30 protein-coding genes are annotated in these 14,546 nt (G+C 57.6%); all 30 read left to right on the top strand.

The features are described 5' to 3' along the window. Positions 1–193 precede the first annotated feature (193 nt). Positions 194–505 carry a 30S ribosomal protein S10 gene (gene rpsJ / locus HMPREF9081_RS11595; protein ID WP_006695835.1) on the top strand — a complete coding sequence of 104 codons (312 nt, stop codon included), beginning with the start codon at positions 194–196 and terminating at the stop codon, positions 503–505. A 17-nt stretch (positions 506–522) separates the two neighbouring features. Next, a complete protein-coding gene (rplC, locus tag HMPREF9081_RS11590; protein WP_040395191.1) occupies positions 523–1,176 on the top strand; it encodes a 50S ribosomal protein L3 in 654 nt (217 codons plus the stop codon). 18 nt (positions 1,177–1,194) lie between these two features. Beyond that, entirely contained in the window at positions 1,195–1,818 is a 624-nt protein-coding gene (gene rplD, locus HMPREF9081_RS11585; protein WP_006307565.1) for a 50S ribosomal protein L4, read from the top strand. Next, positions 1,818–2,099 carry a 50S ribosomal protein L23 gene (rplW, locus tag HMPREF9081_RS11580; RefSeq protein ID WP_006307564.1) on the top strand — a complete coding sequence of 94 codons (282 nt, stop codon included), beginning with the start codon at positions 1,818–1,820 and terminating at the stop codon, positions 2,097–2,099. The genes rplD and rplW overlap by 1 nt, the downstream gene beginning before the upstream one ends. A gap of 20 nt (positions 2,100–2,119) precedes the next feature. Next, entirely contained in the window at positions 2,120–2,947 is an 828-nt protein-coding gene (gene rplB, locus HMPREF9081_RS11575; protein WP_006307563.1) for a 50S ribosomal protein L2, read from the top strand. 118 nt (positions 2,948–3,065) lie between these two features. After that, entirely contained in the window at positions 3,066–3,347 is a 282-nt protein-coding gene (rpsS, locus tag HMPREF9081_RS11570) for a 30S ribosomal protein S19 (RefSeq protein ID WP_006307562.1), read from the top strand. 18 nt (positions 3,348–3,365) lie between these two features. Continuing rightward, entirely contained in the window at positions 3,366–3,704 is a 339-nt protein-coding gene (gene rplV, locus HMPREF9081_RS11565) for a 50S ribosomal protein L22 (RefSeq protein WP_006307561.1), read from the top strand. 16 nt (positions 3,705–3,720) lie between these two features. Beyond that, the gene (gene rpsC / locus HMPREF9081_RS11560) at positions 3,721–4,392 is read left to right on the top strand and encodes a 30S ribosomal protein S3 (protein WP_006307555.1); all 672 of its coding nucleotides are present in this window, start codon (positions 3,721–3,723) and stop codon (positions 4,390–4,392) included. Beyond that, positions 4,392–4,829, top strand: a complete 438-nt coding sequence (gene rplP, locus HMPREF9081_RS11555) for a 50S ribosomal protein L16 (protein WP_006307554.1) — start codon at positions 4,392–4,394, stop codon at positions 4,827–4,829. Before rpsC ends, rplP begins: the two co-directional genes overlap by 1 nt. Then, positions 4,819–5,010 carry a 50S ribosomal protein L29 gene (gene rpmC, locus HMPREF9081_RS11550; RefSeq protein WP_006307553.1) on the top strand — a complete coding sequence of 64 codons (192 nt, stop codon included), beginning with the start codon at positions 4,819–4,821 and terminating at the stop codon, positions 5,008–5,010. The genes rplP and rpmC overlap by 11 nt, the downstream gene beginning before the upstream one ends. Positions 5,011–5,059: 49 nt before the next feature. Then, positions 5,060–5,317, top strand: coding sequence for a 30S ribosomal protein S17 (gene rpsQ, locus HMPREF9081_RS11545; protein WP_006307552.1), 258 nt, complete (start codon positions 5,060–5,062; stop codon positions 5,315–5,317). Positions 5,318–5,332: 15 nt separating this feature from the next. Beyond that, on the top strand, positions 5,333–5,701 hold the full coding sequence (gene rplN / locus HMPREF9081_RS11540) for a 50S ribosomal protein L14 (RefSeq protein WP_006307551.1): 369 nt from the start codon (positions 5,333–5,335) through the stop codon (positions 5,699–5,701). A gap of 15 nt (positions 5,702–5,716) precedes the next feature. Continuing rightward, entirely contained in the window at positions 5,717–6,043 is a 327-nt protein-coding gene (gene rplX / locus HMPREF9081_RS11535; RefSeq protein WP_006307550.1) for a 50S ribosomal protein L24, read from the top strand. 27 nt (positions 6,044–6,070) lie between these two features. Further along, positions 6,071–6,610 carry a 50S ribosomal protein L5 gene (gene rplE, locus HMPREF9081_RS11530; protein WP_006307549.1) on the top strand — a complete coding sequence of 180 codons (540 nt, stop codon included), beginning with the start codon at positions 6,071–6,073 and terminating at the stop codon, positions 6,608–6,610. Between the two features lie 19 nt (positions 6,611–6,629). Then, positions 6,630–6,815: a type Z 30S ribosomal protein S14 gene (locus tag HMPREF9081_RS11525; RefSeq protein WP_006307548.1), complete on the top strand. Its 186-nt coding sequence runs from the start codon at positions 6,630–6,632 to the stop codon at positions 6,813–6,815. A gap of 25 nt (positions 6,816–6,840) precedes the next feature. Further along, positions 6,841–7,239 (top strand): 30S ribosomal protein S8, encoded by a 399-nt coding sequence (rpsH, locus tag HMPREF9081_RS11520; protein ID WP_006307547.1) that lies wholly within the window; start codon positions 6,841–6,843, stop codon positions 7,237–7,239. A gap of 22 nt (positions 7,240–7,261) precedes the next feature. Continuing rightward, positions 7,262–7,813 carry a 50S ribosomal protein L6 gene (rplF, locus tag HMPREF9081_RS11515; RefSeq protein ID WP_006307546.1) on the top strand — a complete coding sequence of 184 codons (552 nt, stop codon included), beginning with the start codon at positions 7,262–7,264 and terminating at the stop codon, positions 7,811–7,813. Between the two features lie 21 nt (positions 7,814–7,834). Next, the gene (gene rplR, locus HMPREF9081_RS11510; RefSeq protein WP_006307545.1) at positions 7,835–8,194 is read left to right on the top strand and encodes a 50S ribosomal protein L18; all 360 of its coding nucleotides are present in this window, start codon (positions 7,835–7,837) and stop codon (positions 8,192–8,194) included. A 12-nt stretch (positions 8,195–8,206) separates the two neighbouring features. Continuing rightward, entirely contained in the window at positions 8,207–8,716 is a 510-nt protein-coding gene (rpsE, locus tag HMPREF9081_RS11505) for a 30S ribosomal protein S5 (RefSeq protein ID WP_006307544.1), read from the top strand. 15 nt (positions 8,717–8,731) lie between these two features. Next, positions 8,732–8,917 carry a 50S ribosomal protein L30 gene (rpmD, locus tag HMPREF9081_RS11500; RefSeq protein ID WP_006307543.1) on the top strand — a complete coding sequence of 62 codons (186 nt, stop codon included), beginning with the start codon at positions 8,732–8,734 and terminating at the stop codon, positions 8,915–8,917. 19 nt (positions 8,918–8,936) lie between these two features. Further along, a complete protein-coding gene (gene rplO / locus HMPREF9081_RS11495) occupies positions 8,937–9,380 on the top strand; it encodes a 50S ribosomal protein L15 (protein WP_006307542.1) in 444 nt (147 codons plus the stop codon). Between the two features lies 1 nt (position 9,381). Then, a complete protein-coding gene (secY, locus tag HMPREF9081_RS11490) occupies positions 9,382–10,641 on the top strand; it encodes a preprotein translocase subunit SecY (protein ID WP_006307541.1) in 1,260 nt (419 codons plus the stop codon). 17 nt (positions 10,642–10,658) lie between these two features. Further along, positions 10,659–11,303, top strand: coding sequence for an adenylate kinase (locus HMPREF9081_RS11485; protein WP_006307540.1), 645 nt, complete (start codon positions 10,659–10,661; stop codon positions 11,301–11,303). 18 nt (positions 11,304–11,321) lie between these two features. After that, complete coding sequence (gene infA / locus HMPREF9081_RS11480) at positions 11,322–11,540, top strand: translation initiation factor IF-1 (protein WP_006307539.1); 219 nt, start codon at positions 11,322–11,324, stop codon at positions 11,538–11,540. Positions 11,541–11,627: 87 nt separating this feature from the next. After that, positions 11,628–11,741: a 50S ribosomal protein L36 gene (gene rpmJ, locus HMPREF9081_RS11475; protein ID WP_006307538.1), complete on the top strand. Its 114-nt coding sequence runs from the start codon at positions 11,628–11,630 to the stop codon at positions 11,739–11,741. A gap of 14 nt (positions 11,742–11,755) precedes the next feature. Then, positions 11,756–12,124, top strand: a complete 369-nt coding sequence (gene rpsM, locus HMPREF9081_RS11470) for a 30S ribosomal protein S13 (protein ID WP_006307537.1) — start codon at positions 11,756–11,758, stop codon at positions 12,122–12,124. Positions 12,125–12,139: 15 nt separating this feature from the next. Then, on the top strand, positions 12,140–12,532 hold the full coding sequence (gene rpsK / locus HMPREF9081_RS11465; RefSeq protein WP_006307536.1) for a 30S ribosomal protein S11: 393 nt from the start codon (positions 12,140–12,142) through the stop codon (positions 12,530–12,532). A gap of 20 nt (positions 12,533–12,552) precedes the next feature. Next, positions 12,553–13,146 carry a 30S ribosomal protein S4 gene (gene rpsD / locus HMPREF9081_RS11460; protein WP_006307535.1) on the top strand — a complete coding sequence of 198 codons (594 nt, stop codon included), beginning with the start codon at positions 12,553–12,555 and terminating at the stop codon, positions 13,144–13,146. A 50-nt stretch (positions 13,147–13,196) separates the two neighbouring features. Further along, a complete protein-coding gene (locus HMPREF9081_RS11455; protein ID WP_006307534.1) occupies positions 13,197–14,156 on the top strand; it encodes a DNA-directed RNA polymerase subunit alpha in 960 nt (319 codons plus the stop codon). A gap of 19 nt (positions 14,157–14,175) precedes the next feature. Then, positions 14,176–14,508 carry a 50S ribosomal protein L17 gene (gene rplQ / locus HMPREF9081_RS11450; RefSeq protein WP_006307533.1) on the top strand — a complete coding sequence of 111 codons (333 nt, stop codon included), beginning with the start codon at positions 14,176–14,178 and terminating at the stop codon, positions 14,506–14,508. Positions 14,509–14,546: the final 38 nt, after the last annotated feature.

Below are 14,546 nucleotides of genomic sequence, written 5' to 3'. Positions count from 1 at the left end.
CGCTGAGATGGGGGCTGAATGAACCGGAATTTCCCGCTTGGGAAAAATATAACTTCTTTTCATCTTTTGGAATCATACGACAGACGACGTACTCCATGCGATGACATGGCAGATGGCTATGCCCCGTGGGGCAGAGGGAACTGCCGTGGAGAAATGTTTGGGGCGAGACCCCGGACGAAGGAGGAAAACTACTTTGGCGAAACAGCAGAAAATCAGAATTCGTTTGAAGGCCTACGACCACAAGGCGCTTGACCAGAGTGCGGCGAAGATCGTCGATACGGCAAAGAAGACGGGCGCAATGGTCTCAGGTCCCATTCCACTTCCGACGGAGAAGAATGTCTACACGATTCTCCGTTCTCCGCACGTCAACAAGGACTCGCGCGAGCAGTTTGAGATGCGCACGCACAAGCGTCTCATTGACATCCTGCAGCCGACGAACAAGACGGTCGACTCGCTCATGCGCCTCGATCTGCCTGCCGGCGTTGACATCGAGATTAAGCTCTAAACTAGGAGGTGGAAGCCTTGGCTAAGGCTATTTTAGGAAGAAAACTGGGCATGACCCAGATCTTCACAGAGGAAGGCCGCGTCATTCCCGTGACGGTCGTTGAGTCCGGCAATAACTTTGTATTGCAGAACAAGACCGACGAGACGGACGGCTACAACGCTGTGCAGATCGGGTTTGGCGATGTGAAGGAAAAGAATGTCACGAAGCCGCTCAAGGGACACTTTAAGAAGGCGGGCGTGAAGGCGGTGCGCTTCATTCGTGAGATGCGCCTTTCGGCTCCTTCCGAATACAATGTGGGCGACACGATCGGTGTTGACATCTTCGCCGCAGGCGATCTCGTCGACGTGGTCGGTACGTCCAAGGGCAAGGGCTTTGCGGGCGGCATCAAGCGCCACAACTTCGCACGCGGCCCCATGGGGCACGGCTCGAAATCGCATCGTGAGCCGGGCTCGACGGGTGCGATGATCTCCGGTCCCGGCGGACGCGTCCTCAAGGGCAAGAAGCTCCCCGGGCGCATGGGCGGCGAGCGCGTCACGGTGCAGCGCCTGACGATTGTCCGCGTGGACAGTGACCGCAACCTCATCCTGATCAAGGGCGCGATTCCGGGCCCGAAGAAGGGATTTGTCGTAATTAAAGATACTGTTAAGCCTGCAAAGGCAGCGAAAGAATAAGGAAGGGGGAATCGCAGCATGGCGAATGTAGCAGTATATGATATGTCGCACAACCAGGTTGGCGAGATCAGCCTGAACGATGAGTTCTTCAATGTCGAAATGAATGCCGGCCTCCTTCATCAGGCGGTTGTCCTCCAGCTCGCATCGCAGCGTCTCGGCACACATGCCACGAAGACGCGTGGTCTTGTGCGCGGTGGCGGACGCAAGCCTTGGCGCCAGAAGGGCACGGGGCGTGCCCGCGCAGGTTCGACGCGCAGCCCGCTGTGGGTTGGCGGCGGTACGGTCTTTGGACCGCATCCGAGGAAGTATGGCTTTACGATGCCGCGCAAGCAGCGTCGTCTTGCCCTCAAGTGCGCGCTCTCGGACAAGGTTCGTACGGGCGATTTCATCGTCCTCGACCAGCTCGACTTCGAGGCACCGAAGACGAAGGCAGCCGTAAAGCTCCTGAGCGATTTCGGTGTGAATGCAAAGAGCCTCTTCATCACGGCGGACGAAGCTGTGAATGTGGAGCGCTCCACCAGCAATATTCCGGGTGTAAAAGCCATCTCGGCGCGTGGAATCAATGTCTATGACATTCTCCATCACGACAAGCTCTTCATTACGAAGGATGCCATCACCCGTATCGAGGAGGTATTCGCATAATGGACGCACGTGATATTCTCGTACGCCCGCTCATCACGGAGCGGACGACGCAGCTCATGGCTGAGGGCAAATACGTCTTCGTTGTTGCAAAGGCTGCAAACAAGATCGAGATCGCAAAGGCGGTTTCGGAGATCTTCAAGGTGAAGGTCGCAAAGGTCAACACGGTCAACGTCATCGGCAAGAAAAAGCGTATGGGCCGCACGCAGGGCAAGCGCCCGGACTACAAGAAGGCCATCGTGAAACTCGCGCCGGGCGAGACCATCGAGTTCTTTGAAGGCTGAGACGAAAGGGAGGTACGAACGTGGCAGTAAAGAGTTTTAAGCCGTATTCTGCCGGCAGACGCTTCATGACGGTCTCTTCCTTCGATGAGATCACAACGGACAAGCCGGAGAAGTCCCTCACCGTCCGCCTGACCAAGTCGGGCGGTCGCAACCAGCAGGGCAAACTGACCGTGCGTCATCGCGGCGGCGGTCACAAGCGGCTCTATCGCATCATCGACTTCAAGCGCACGAAGGACGGAATCCCCGCCCGCGTCGCGACGATTGAATATGATCCGAACCGCAGCGCACGCATTGCGCTCCTGAACTACGCAGATGGCGAGAAGCGTTACATCCTCGCACCGAACGGCCTCAAGGTCGGCGATGTCGTGGAGTCGGGTGCCGAGGCTGACATTAAGCCGGGCAACGCGCTTCCGCTGAAGAATATTCCGCTTGGTACGGTCATCCATGCCGTCGAGCTCAAGATCGGCAAGGGCGCGCAGCTTGTCCGCAGTGCGGGCACGTCCGCGCAGCTCATGGCAAAGGAAGGCGACTACGCACTCCTCCGCATGCCGTCCGGCGAGATCCGCCGCGTGCATATTAACTGCCGTGCGACGATTGGACAGGTCGGCAACCTCGAGCATGAGAACATCACCATCGGAAAGGCGGGCCGCAGCCGCTGGCTCGGACGCCGCCCGGAGACGCGCGGTATTGCGATGAACCCGAACGACCATCCGCACGGCGGCGGCGAGGGCCGTTCGCCGGTCGGACGCAAGAGCCCGATGACGAAGTGGGGCAAGATTGCGATGGGCAAGAAGACGCGCCGCAAGAAGAAGGCGTCCAACCGTCTGATTGTTCACCGCCGTAAGTAATCGGTTCTGTGGATAGCCCCCTTTGGGGGGCGTCCCTCTGAATCGGTAATTTAACACCGCAACTTGCAGATAGAACCATCGCCGAACCATACTGCGTTCGGCGAAAGGAGGAAAAACTTTGTCAAGATCGATTAAGAAAGGGCCTTTCGTCGCAGAGAGCCTGATGAAGAAGATCGATGCGCTCAACGAAAAGAACGAGAAGAAGGTTGTGCGCACATGGTCGCGCAGCTCGACGATCTTCCCGGATTTCGTCGGCCACACGATCGCTGTCCATGACGGACGCAAGCATGTCCCCGTCTACGTCACGGAGGATATGGTCGGACATAAGCTCGGCGAATTTGCGCCGACACGTACATTCAAGGGTCACGCGGGCGAAGAGCGCAAGACCTCGCTGCGCTGATAGAGAGGAGGACGATTCGTGGCACAGGAAGTAAAGGCTACCGCCAAATACATCCGTATCGCACCGCGCAAGGTTCGCATCGTAATGAACCTCGTGCGCGGCAAGAGCGTCGCTGACGCTCTCGCGATCCTGAAGTTCACGCCGAAGGTCGGCGCGGATGCCGTGGAGAAGGTGCTCCGCTCTGCAGTTGCAAATGCGGAGAACAACTTTGACATGGATGTGGATCGACTGTTCATTTCCTCAGCTTTCGTTGACCAGGGACCGACGCTCAAGCGCATTCATCCGCGCTCACGCGGACAGGCGTTCAAGATTTTGAAGCACACGTCCCACATCACGGTTGCCGTAAACGAAAAGTAATAGGGAGGGAAACAGTTTGGGTCAGAAAGTAAATCCCCATGGCATTCGCCTTGGCATCGTCAAGGACTGGGATGCCCGCTGGTATGCAGACAAGGATTTCGCGCAGAATCTGCATGAGGACATCAAGATTCGCGATTACCTCAAGAAGAGCCTCCAGACCGCAGGTGTTCCCCGCGTGGAGACGGAGCGCAGCAAGAACCGCCTGAAGCTCACGATCCATACGGCAAAGCCGGGTATGGTCATCGGACGCGGGGGTTCCGGCATCGAGCAGATCAAGGAAGGTCTCAAGAACCTGACGGATAAGCGCGTTGACATCAATATTGCGGAGATCAAGCAGCCGGACCTCGACGCGACGCTCGTCGCCGAGAACATCGCGGCGCAGCTCGAGCGCCGCATTGCGTTCCGCCGTGCGATGAAGCAGGCGGTCGGGCGCACGATGCGCCTCGGTGCGAAGGGCATCAAGATCGCCGTCAGCGGTCGTCTCGGCGGTGCGGAAATTGCACGCCGCGAGTCCTATCGCGAGGGCAGCATCCCCCTGCACACGCTGCGTGCAGACATCGACTATGGAACGGCTGAGGCACACACGACCTACGGTCGCATCGGCATCAAGGTCTGGATCTTTAAGGGCGAAGTTCTCCCCGACAAGAAGAATCAGCCGAAAAACGGTAAGGAAAGGAGCGAGGCGTAATGTTACTCCCAAAGCGCGTAAAATACCGCAAGCAGTTCCGCGGACGCATGAAGGGCAAGGCACAGCGCGGCAACACGGTCAGCCACGGTCAGTACGGTCTCGTCGCTCTGGAGCCGGCATGGATTACAAATCGCCAGATCGAGGCTGCGCGTATTGCGATGACGCGTTACATCAAGCGCGGCGGTAAAGTCTGGATCAAGATTTTCCCGGACAAGCCGGTCACGGCGAAGCCGGCAGAAACCCGTATGGGCTCCGGCAAGGGCTCGCCCGAGTACTGGGTAGCCGTCGTCAAGCCCGGTCGTGTCCTCTTTGAGATGGACGGCGTGGCACGCGACGTTGCGGCAGAGGCAATGCGCCTCGCAGGCCACAAGCTCCCGATCAAGACGAAGTTCGTCGTACGCGAAGAAGTAGAGGGCGGTGAAGTGAATGAAGGTTGATGAGATCCGCGGTCTGAGTGCCGACGAGCTCACGGAAAAACTCGCGTCGCTCAAGGAAGAGCTCTTTGGCCTCCGTTTTCAGCACGCCACCGGACAGCTCGATAACCCGATGCGTATCAAGGACGTAAAGAAGACGATTGCCCGCATCAAGACCATTCAGCGCGAGCAGGCAAACGCCTAAGACCAGTTACGGCATTCGTTCGATACGCAGAAGGAAGGAGGCTCACTAGATGAGCGATAGAAACGTACGCAAAGTGAGAGTCGGCAAGGTCGTGTCCGACAAGATGGACAAGACCGTTGTCGTTGCTGTCGAGGAGCTCGAGCAGCACAAGATGTATAAGAAGCCGGTTAAGAAGACGGTGAAGTTCCACGCGCATGATGAGAAGAACGACGCGCACGTCGGCGACCGCGTATCCATCATGGAGACGCGTCCGCTCTCGAAGACGAAGCGCTGGCGCGTGGTCGAAGTCGTCGAGCGCGCGAAGTAAGGAGGAACAGAATCAATGATACAGCAGGAAACAATCCTGAATGTCGGCGATAACACAGGAGCGAAGGAAATCCTCTGCATTCGCGTACTGGGCGGCTCGTACCGCAAGTATGCCAACATCGGCGACATCATCGTCGCCTCCGTCAAGGCGGCAGCGCCGGGCGGCACGGTGAAGAAGGGCGACGTCGTCAAGGCGGTTGTCGTCCGCAGCGTTAAGGGATTGCGCCGTCCGGACGGTTCCTACATCCGCTTCGACGAGAATGCGGCGGTCATCATCAAGGACGACCACACACCGCGCGGAACGCGTATTTTCGGACCTGTCGCACGCGAGCTGCGCGAGAAGGATTTCATGAAGATCGTCTCGCTCGCTCCCGAAGTTCTTTAAGGAGGAGGTGTTATTTTGTCGCTGGCAAAACTGAACGTCAAGAAGGGCGATACGGTCGTCGTTCTTTCCGGTAAGGATAAGGGAAAGCAGGGCAAGGTCATCGAGGCTCAGCCGAAGAAGGGTAAGGTCATCGTGGAGGGCGTGAACAAGGTGAAGCGTCACACGAAGCCGAGCCAGAGCGCACCGCAGGGCGGGATCATCACGAAGGAAGCACCGCTCTATGCATCGAAGGTGCAGCTGGTCTGCCCCGCATGCGGCAAGGCAACGCGCGTTGCCCATCGCATCATCGGCGAGCGCAAGGTGCGCGCCTGCAAGAAGTGCGGCGAGCCAATCGAGCAGTAAGATTAGCGGAAAGGAGGAATACGCAAAGTGGAAAGACTCAAGGAAAAGTATCAGAAGGAAGTTGCACCGGCTCTGACGGAGAAGTTCGGCTATAAGAACGTCATGCAGCTCCCGAAGGTGGAGAAGGTCATCATCAATATGGGCGTCGGCGAAGCGGTCGGCAACCCGAAGGCACTCGATGCCGCTGTGACGGACCTCACCGCCATCGCAGGTCAGAAGCCCCAGCTCACGCGTGCGAAGAAGTCGCTTGCTGCGTGGAAGCTCCGCGAGGGCATGCCAATCGGCTGCAAGGTCACGCTGCGCGGCACGCGCATGTATCAGTTCCTCGACAAGTTCATGAATGTCGCACTTCCGCGCGTCCGCGATTTCCGCGGGGTCAGCGAGAAGGCGTTCGACGGCCGCGGCAACTATGCTGTGGGGCTGCGCGAACAGCTTATCTTCCCCGAAATTGACTACGATAAGATCGACAAGATTCGCGGCATGAACATCGTCATCGTTACGAGCGCGCATACGGACGAAGAGGCCAAAGAGCTCCTGCGTCTCATGGGTATGCCGTTCCGCGCGTAACGGGCAAGGAGGAACAACTGTGGCAAAGAAGGCAATGATTGAGAAGTGGAGCAAAGAGCCCAAGTTCTCGACACGCAAGTACAACCGCTGCAAGATCTGCGGACGCCCGCACGGCTACATCCGCAAGTTCGATATGTGCCGTATCTGCTTCCGTGAGCAGAGTTACAAGGGCGCCATCCCTGGTGTAACGAAGGCAAGCTGGTAATAAACCTAAAGGAGGATATCGATTCATGGCAATGACTGATCCTATCGCAGATATGCTGACCCGTATCCGCAACGCGAACTCGGTCTACCACGAGAGTGTGGCGATCCCCGGGTCGAAGGTCAAGACGGCAATCGCCGAGGTCTTGAAAAAGGAAGGCTTCATCAAGGACTACTCCTTCCAGGAGGACGGCAAGCAGGGCGTCCTCACCGTCACGCTGAAGTATGGAGCTAAGCGTGAGCACGTTATCTCCGGCCTGAAGCGCGTTTCCAAGCCTGGACTTCGTCAGTATGCAAAGCACGATGCGCTCCCGCGTGTCTACGGCGGCCTCGGTATCTCCGTGATCTCCACGTCGAAGGGGATCATGAGCGACAAGGACGCACGCAAGGCGGGGCTCGGTGGCGAAGTTCTCGCATTCGTATGGTAATGCACAGGCAGGAGGTGTAACAATGTCAAGAATTGGAAGAGCACCGATTCACATTCCGTCTGGCGTTACCGTCACGGTCGGTGCGGATAATCTCGTGAAAGTGAAGGGCCCGAAGGGCGAACTTTCGCGCGAGATCCATCCGGATATGAAAATAACCGTCGAGGATGGTGTCGTTACCGTCATCCGTCCTTCGGACGATAAAATGCACAGGTCGCTCCACGGCCTTTCCCGCACGCTCATCAATAACATGGTGGTTGGCGTGTCGGAGGGCTTCACGAAGACCCTTGAGATCAGCGGCGTCGGCTATCGTGCAGCCAAGCAGGGCAAGAACCTGAACCTCTCGCTCGGCTTCTCGCACCCCGTTGTCGTTGAGCCGCCCGAGGGCATCACGTTTGAGTGCCCCTCTGCTACGGTCATTACGATCTCCGGCATCAACAAGGAAGTCGTCGGTCAGACCGCAGCCGAGATCCGCGCACATCGTGAGCCGGAGCCGTACAAGGGCAAGGGCATCAAGTACGCCGGAGAGCATATCCGCCGCAAGGAAGGCAAAGCCGGCGCGAAGGGCAAGAAATAAGAAGGAGAGGAGTGACACACTGTGCTTATCAAGCAGGATAAGAATAAGGCGCGCCAGAAGCGCCATCTGCGCGTGCGCAATCACATTGCGGGCACTGCGGCACGTCCGCGTCTCAATGTATTCCGCAGCCTGAAGAACATCTACGCACAGATCATCGACGATGAAAAGGGCGTGACGCTCGTCTCCGCGAGCTCGAAGGACAAGGGCTTCGCGCAGTACGGCGGCAACGTCGAGGCGGCAAAGGCGATCGGCTCCGCTGTTGCGAAGAAGGCTCTTGAGAAGGGCATCACCGAGGTCGTTTTTGACCGCGGCGGCTACATCTACCATGGCCGCGTCGCTGCTCTTGCTGAGGCGGCACGCGAAGCGGGCCTGAAATTCTAAAGGAGGGAAAGCATGGCTAGACATAACAACGAAAACGAGACGCCGGAGTTTGAAGAGCGTGTCGTATTCATCAACCGCGTATCGAAGGTTGTCAAGGGCGGCCGACGCTCCTCCTTCAGCGCGCTTGTTGTCGTCGGCAACAAGAAGGGCAAGGTCGGCTTCGGTCTCGGCAAGGCTGCCGAGGTGCCGGAGGCAATCCGCAAGGGCGTCGAGGACGCAAAGAAGAGCCTGATCGAGGTACCGCTGCGCGAGGAGCGCACGATCCCGCATGAGATCACGGGCATCTTCGGTGCCGGTCGCGTGCTGTTGAAGCCCGCCGCCAAAGGTACCGGCGTCATCGCGGGCGGTCCCGCGCGTGCGGTGCTCGAGCTTGCGGGCGTGCGTGACATTCTCACGAAGTCGCTCGGCTCGTCCAACCCGAACAACATGGTGCGCGCCACGATGGAAGGTCTCATCGGACTCAAGAACCCTGCCGATGTGGCAGCTCTGCGCGGCAAGACCGTCCGCGAGATTTTTGGCTGATAAGGAGGAACGAACATGGCAAAAGTCAGAGTAACGCTGACACGCAGCTTGATCGGTCGTCCTGAGACGCAGCGCAAGACTGTGAAATCGCTCGGACTGCGCAAGCGCAACTCCGTTACCGAGCTTCCCGACACGCCCGCCGTGCGTGGGCAGCTTCACAAGGTCTCCCACCTCATCACGGTGGAAGAGATAAAAGACTGAAGAGGGGAGGCAAACATCTATGAAACTGCATGAATTACAGCCCGCTGAGGGCTCGCGTAAGACGTCCAAGCGCGTCGGTCGCGGCATCGGCTCCGGCATGGGCAAGACCTCGACGCGCGGCATGAAGGGGCAGAAGTCCCGTTCCGGCGGCGGCGTCCGCAGCGGATTTGAGGGCGGTCAGATGCCTCTCTACCGTCGTCTCCCGAAGCGCGGCTTCAAGAACATCTGGGCAAAGACCTTTGCCGAGGTGAACGTTGGCAGCCTGAACTGCTTCGAGGACGGTGCAACGGTCGATCCCGTTGCGCTCATCGAGGCGGGTATCCTCAAGAATGTCCGTGACGGCATCCGCATCCTTGGCGATGGCGAGCTCACGACGAAGAACCTCACCGTTCGCGCACAGGGCTTTACACAGGGCGCGGCGGAGAAAATTGCAGCGGTAGGCGGCAAAGTCGAGGTGATCTAAGGTGCTCGATGCCCTTGGAAACATCTTTCGGATTCCGGAACTGCGGCAAAAGATTGTATTCACACTCATCATGTTCGCCGTGTTCCGCATGGGGACGCACATCCCTGTGCCCGGCGTCGATCCGACGGCGATCGAGCAGCTCTTTGCACAGGGAACCCTGTTCGGACTGCTCGACCTCTTCTCGGGTGGTGCGTTCAGTAAATTCTCCGTCTTTGCGATGAGCATTACGCCCTACATCAACGCAGCCATCATCATCCAGCTGCTCAACGTCGTTGTACCGACACTTGAGCAGTGGTCGAAGGAAGGTGCGGAGGGGCATAAGAAGACGACGAAAGTCACGCGGTACCTGACGGTTGCACTTGCATTCTTTCAGGCGATCGGCATGTCGATCGGTCTCAAGAGTGCGATCCTCAACCCGAACCCCATGAACATCCTCATCATTGCGATCACTCTCACAGCGGGAACGGTATTTCTCATGTGGCTGGGCGAGCAGATCACGGCAAACGGCGTCGGCAACGGGATCTCCCTGATCATCTTTGCCGGTATCGTCGCGGCACTGCCGAAGAACATCGGCACGATCTACGCCTACGTCAAGGCGGGCACGATCAGCTACTTCAGCGTGTTCATGTTCGGCGTCATTGCACTTGCGATGATCGTCTTTGTCATTCACATCGAAACGGGCTTCCGCCGCGTTCCGATCACGTATGCAAAACGACTCGTCGGCGGGCGCGTCGGAACGAGCGGACATTCGAGCCACATTCCATTCAAGGTGAATCAGGCGGGTGTTATTCCGATCATCTTCGCCTCGTCGGTGCTCATGTTCCCCATTACGGTCGCACAGTTCATCGACGTGCCGTGGATCAAGACCGCAGCAACGTATCTGGAGTGGGGGAAACCGCTCCAGACGACGCTCTATGTGCTCATGATCATCTTCTTCACCTACTTCTACACATCGGTTACGGTGAAGATCCCGGATATGGCGGATAACCTCAAGAAATACGGCGGCTTTGTGCCGGGGCTTCGTCCCGGACAGGCGACGGCGGACTATCTTGACTACGTACTGACGCGCATCACGCTCGCGGGGGCGTTCTTCCTCGCATTTATCGCTGTGCTGCCCAATCTGATTGCGAGCGCAACGAACATTCAGGGCGTGTACTTTGGCGGAACGGCGCTGCTCATTGTCGTGGGCGTTGCCCTCCAGACGATGAAGCAGATCGAGTCGATGGTCGTCATGCGCCACTACGAAGGCTTTATGAAATAGCATAAGGAGATAGAGCTATGCACATCATTTTGATGGGTCCACCGGGTGCCGGCAAGGGCACACAGGCGGCAAATCTCGTAAAACGCTACGGTATCCTGCATATCTCCACGGGCGATATGTTTCGTGAAGCCGTGAAAGAGGGCACGCCGCTCGGCAAAGAGGCAAAGTCCTATATGGACGCGGGCAAGCTCGTCCCCGATGAGGTGACGATCGGCATTGTGCGCGAGCGTCTCAGTAAGCCGGACTGCAAGAAGGGCTTTATCCTGGACGGCTTTCCGCGCACAGTTGAGCAGGCGGATGCCCTGAACGAAATTCTTGCAGACAACGGGCTGAAGCTCACGGGCGTCCTCAACATCAACGTCCCCGCTGCCGATCTGATCGAGCGTGCGGTCGGACGCCGCATCTGCAAGAATTGCGGACATTCCTTCCACGTGAAGTTCAACCCGACGAAGGTCGAGGGTGTCTGCGATGACTGCGGCGGCACGACGTATCAGCGTGCCGACGACAGCGAAGAGACCATGAAAAGCCGTCTTTCCGTCTATGAATCCTCCACACGCCCCCTCATCGAGTACTACAAGAAGGCGGGCGTCTACAAGGAGATCGACGGCAGACAGGACATCGCAAAGGTCGAGGCGGATCTCGCCGCCGTCCTTGAGGCGTAAAAGGAGCGAAAGGGAAGTATGTCAAAACAGGATGTCATCGAGGTAGAAGGAAGAGTCGTCGAGAAGCTTCCCAATGCGATGTTCCAAGTCGAGCTTGAGAACGGACACGTTGTCCTCGCTCATGTTTCCGGAAAGATACGCATGAACTTTATCCGTATTCTGCCGGGCGACAAGGTAACCATCGAACTCACCCCGTACGATCTGACTCGTGGACGTATTACGTATCGCTTCAAATAGTCCTGAAAAAACTGGCAGGATCCAAAGATCTGTGCTAGAATAGAAAAGATCGACTTGAATGTAAGGAGACGGAAGGAGGCAAGCGCAGTGAAGGTAAGACCGTCTGTCAAGAAAATCTGCGAGAAATGCAAGATCATCAAGCGCAAGGGCCGTGTCATGGTCATTTGCGAGAATCCGAAGCATAAACAAAGACAAGGATAAAAGGAGGTGCACTTATGGCACGTATTGCCGGTGTAGATTTGCCCCGTGACAAGAGAATTGAGATTTCCCTGACGTACATCTACGGGATTGGTCTCACGACCGCGAAGAAGCTGCTCGCGATCGCGAACGTGAACCCCGATACCCGTACGCGCGACCTCACGGAGGATGAAGTCGTCAGACTTCGTGATGCCATCGACAAGAATGCCGTGGTGGAGGGCGACCTTCGCCGCGAAATTCAGATGAACATCAAGCGTCTCGTTGATATCGGCTGCTACCGTGGCCGCCGCCACCGTCTCGGCCTGCCTGTCCGCGGACAGAATACGAAGAACAATGCGCGCACGCGCAAGGGCCCGAAGAAGGCCGTCGCAGGCAAGAAAAAGTAAAGGAGGCTCGTAGAGGTGGCTGTTAAGAAAACAACACGTTCCAAGAAAAAAGTTCGCAAGAACATAGAGTCGGGCGTTGCACACATCAGCTCGACATTCAATAATACGATCGTCACGCTCACCGATAAGAGCGGCAATGCCCTCTCGTGGGCGAGCGCCGGCGGTCTCGGCTTCCGTGGCTCCCGCAAGAGCACGCCGTTCGCCGCACAGATGGCTGCGGAGACGGCGGCAAAGGCTGCGATGGAGCACGGTCTGAAGTCCGTCGAAGTCTACGTGAAAGGACCCGGCGCCGGCCGCGAGGCGGCAATCCGCTCGCTGCAGGCAACCGGTCTCGAAGTCAACATGATCAAAGACGTGACGCCCATCCCGCACAACGGATGCCGTCCGCCGAAGCGTCGCCGCGTCTAACAGGAGGTGCATGAAACAACATGGCAATTGATAAAGTACCAGTCCTCAAGCGCTGCCGTGCGCTCGGTCTCGAGCCTGCAACCCTTGGTCGCTCGCGCCAGTCGACGCGTCAGCTCCGCCGCACGAACCGCAAGGTTTCGGAGTACGGTCTCCAGCTCAAGGAAAAGCAGAAGGCAAAGTTCATCTACGGCGTCCTTGAGCGTCAGTTCCGCGGCTACTATGACAAGGCGAAGAAGATGTCGGGCGTCACGGGTGAGAACTTGCTGAGCCTCCTTGAGCGTCGTCTTGACAATGTCGTTTTCCGCCTCGGACTTGCGAACACGCGCCGTCAGGCACGCCAGCTCGTCCGTCACGGTCATTTCACGGTGAACGGCAAGCGCGTTGACATTCCTTCCGCACTCGTTCATGAGGGCGACGTGATCGAGGTCGCCGAGAAGAGCCGTGCAAGTGCGTTCTTCAAAGAGCTGAAGGAGAGCAGCAATGCCCTTTCCGCTCCCGCATGGCTGACTGCCGATCAGGCAAATCTGACGGGTACGGTCACGCGTTTCCCCCATCGTGAGGAAATCGACGTGCCGGTCAACGAACAGGCCATCGTCGAACTCTACTCCAAATAATGAATGTGAATGTGTCTGCATTACGCGTTTATTATGGAGGAGGCACATAGATGACAGATATCGAGAAACCGAAAATCGAGATCGCAGAGATCAGCGAGGACGGACATTATGGACGTTTCGTCTGCGAGCCGCTCGAACCGGGCTACGGCACGACGTTCGGCAACAGCCTGCGACGTATGCTGCTCTCGTCCCTCGATGGAGCGGCGGTTACCTCCATTCAGATCGACGGCGTGTTGCACGAATTCTCCACGATCCCGGGTGTACGGGATGATGTAACGAATATTGTGCTTGCGCTCAAGCAGCTCTGCATCCGTATGCAGGGGAGTGAGCCTCATACCATCCGCATTGAGGCGGAGGGAGAGCGCGAGGTCACTGCGGCTGACATCGAATGCGGCAGCGACATCGAGATCCTGAATCCGAATCTTCACATTGCAACGCTCAATGCGACGGGCAAACTCAAAATTGAGATGACTGTCGAGCGCGGGCGCGGCTATGTGGCAGCGGATAAGAACAAGAAGGCGGATGACTCCATCGGCGTCATTCCCATTGACTCCATCTTCTCCCCTGTGCAGCGCGTCAACTACACGGTCGAGGACACGCGCGTCGGCAATGTCACCGACTACGACCGCCTCATTCTCGACGTATGGACAAACGGTTCCATCCGACCGGAGGAGGCCGTGAGCAAGGCGGCCGCCATCCTTGTCATGCATCTGCGCCTGTTCCAGAACATGGACGGCACGGTCATTGAGGAGGAGGAGGAAGTACCGAACTTCCCGCCCGAAGAGGTCGACGATAGTGCGAAGGTGCTGGAGATGACCATCGATGATCTGGATCTTTCCGTCCGCTCCTTCAACTGCCTCAAGCGCGCCGGCATCAACACCGTTGCCGATCTCGCGCAGAAGACCGAGGACGACATGATGAAGGTGCGCAACCTCGGACGCAAATCTCTGGATGAAGTGAAGAAAAAACTTGAGGAGCTTGGACTCTCCTTGAGACAGGAAAACGAATAACGATAGGAGTGGGAAACACATGAGAAAGCTCGGACGCAATTCCGCGGCCCGCAAGGCTCTCCTCAGGAGCATCCTCACATCCTTCTTCAAGTATGGACGCATTGAGACGACCGAGGCAAAGGCAAAGGAGCTCCGCTCCCTCGCCGACGGTCTCATCACGCTCGCCAAGCGCGGCGATCTCAGTGCGCGCCGTCAGGCCATCGCGGCACTGGCAGAAGAGGATGTCGTGAAGAGGCTCTTCGGCGAAATCGCAGAGAAATACACGGATCGTAAGAGCGGTTACACCCGCATCTTGAAGCTCGGTCCCCGTCGCGGCGACGCTGCCCCGATGGCAATCATCGAGTTGGTCTAAGGACATCATAAAAGCCCTCCCGAAACGAATCGGGAGGG

It is taken from the genome of Centipeda periodontii DSM 2778 (genome assembly GCF_000213975.1).
GTDB lineage: Bacteria > Bacillota > Negativicutes > Selenomonadales > Selenomonadaceae > Centipeda > Centipeda periodontii.
The sequence above is the reverse complement of the archived record's forward strand: the minus strand, read 5'-3'. Positions and strand labels throughout refer to the sequence as shown.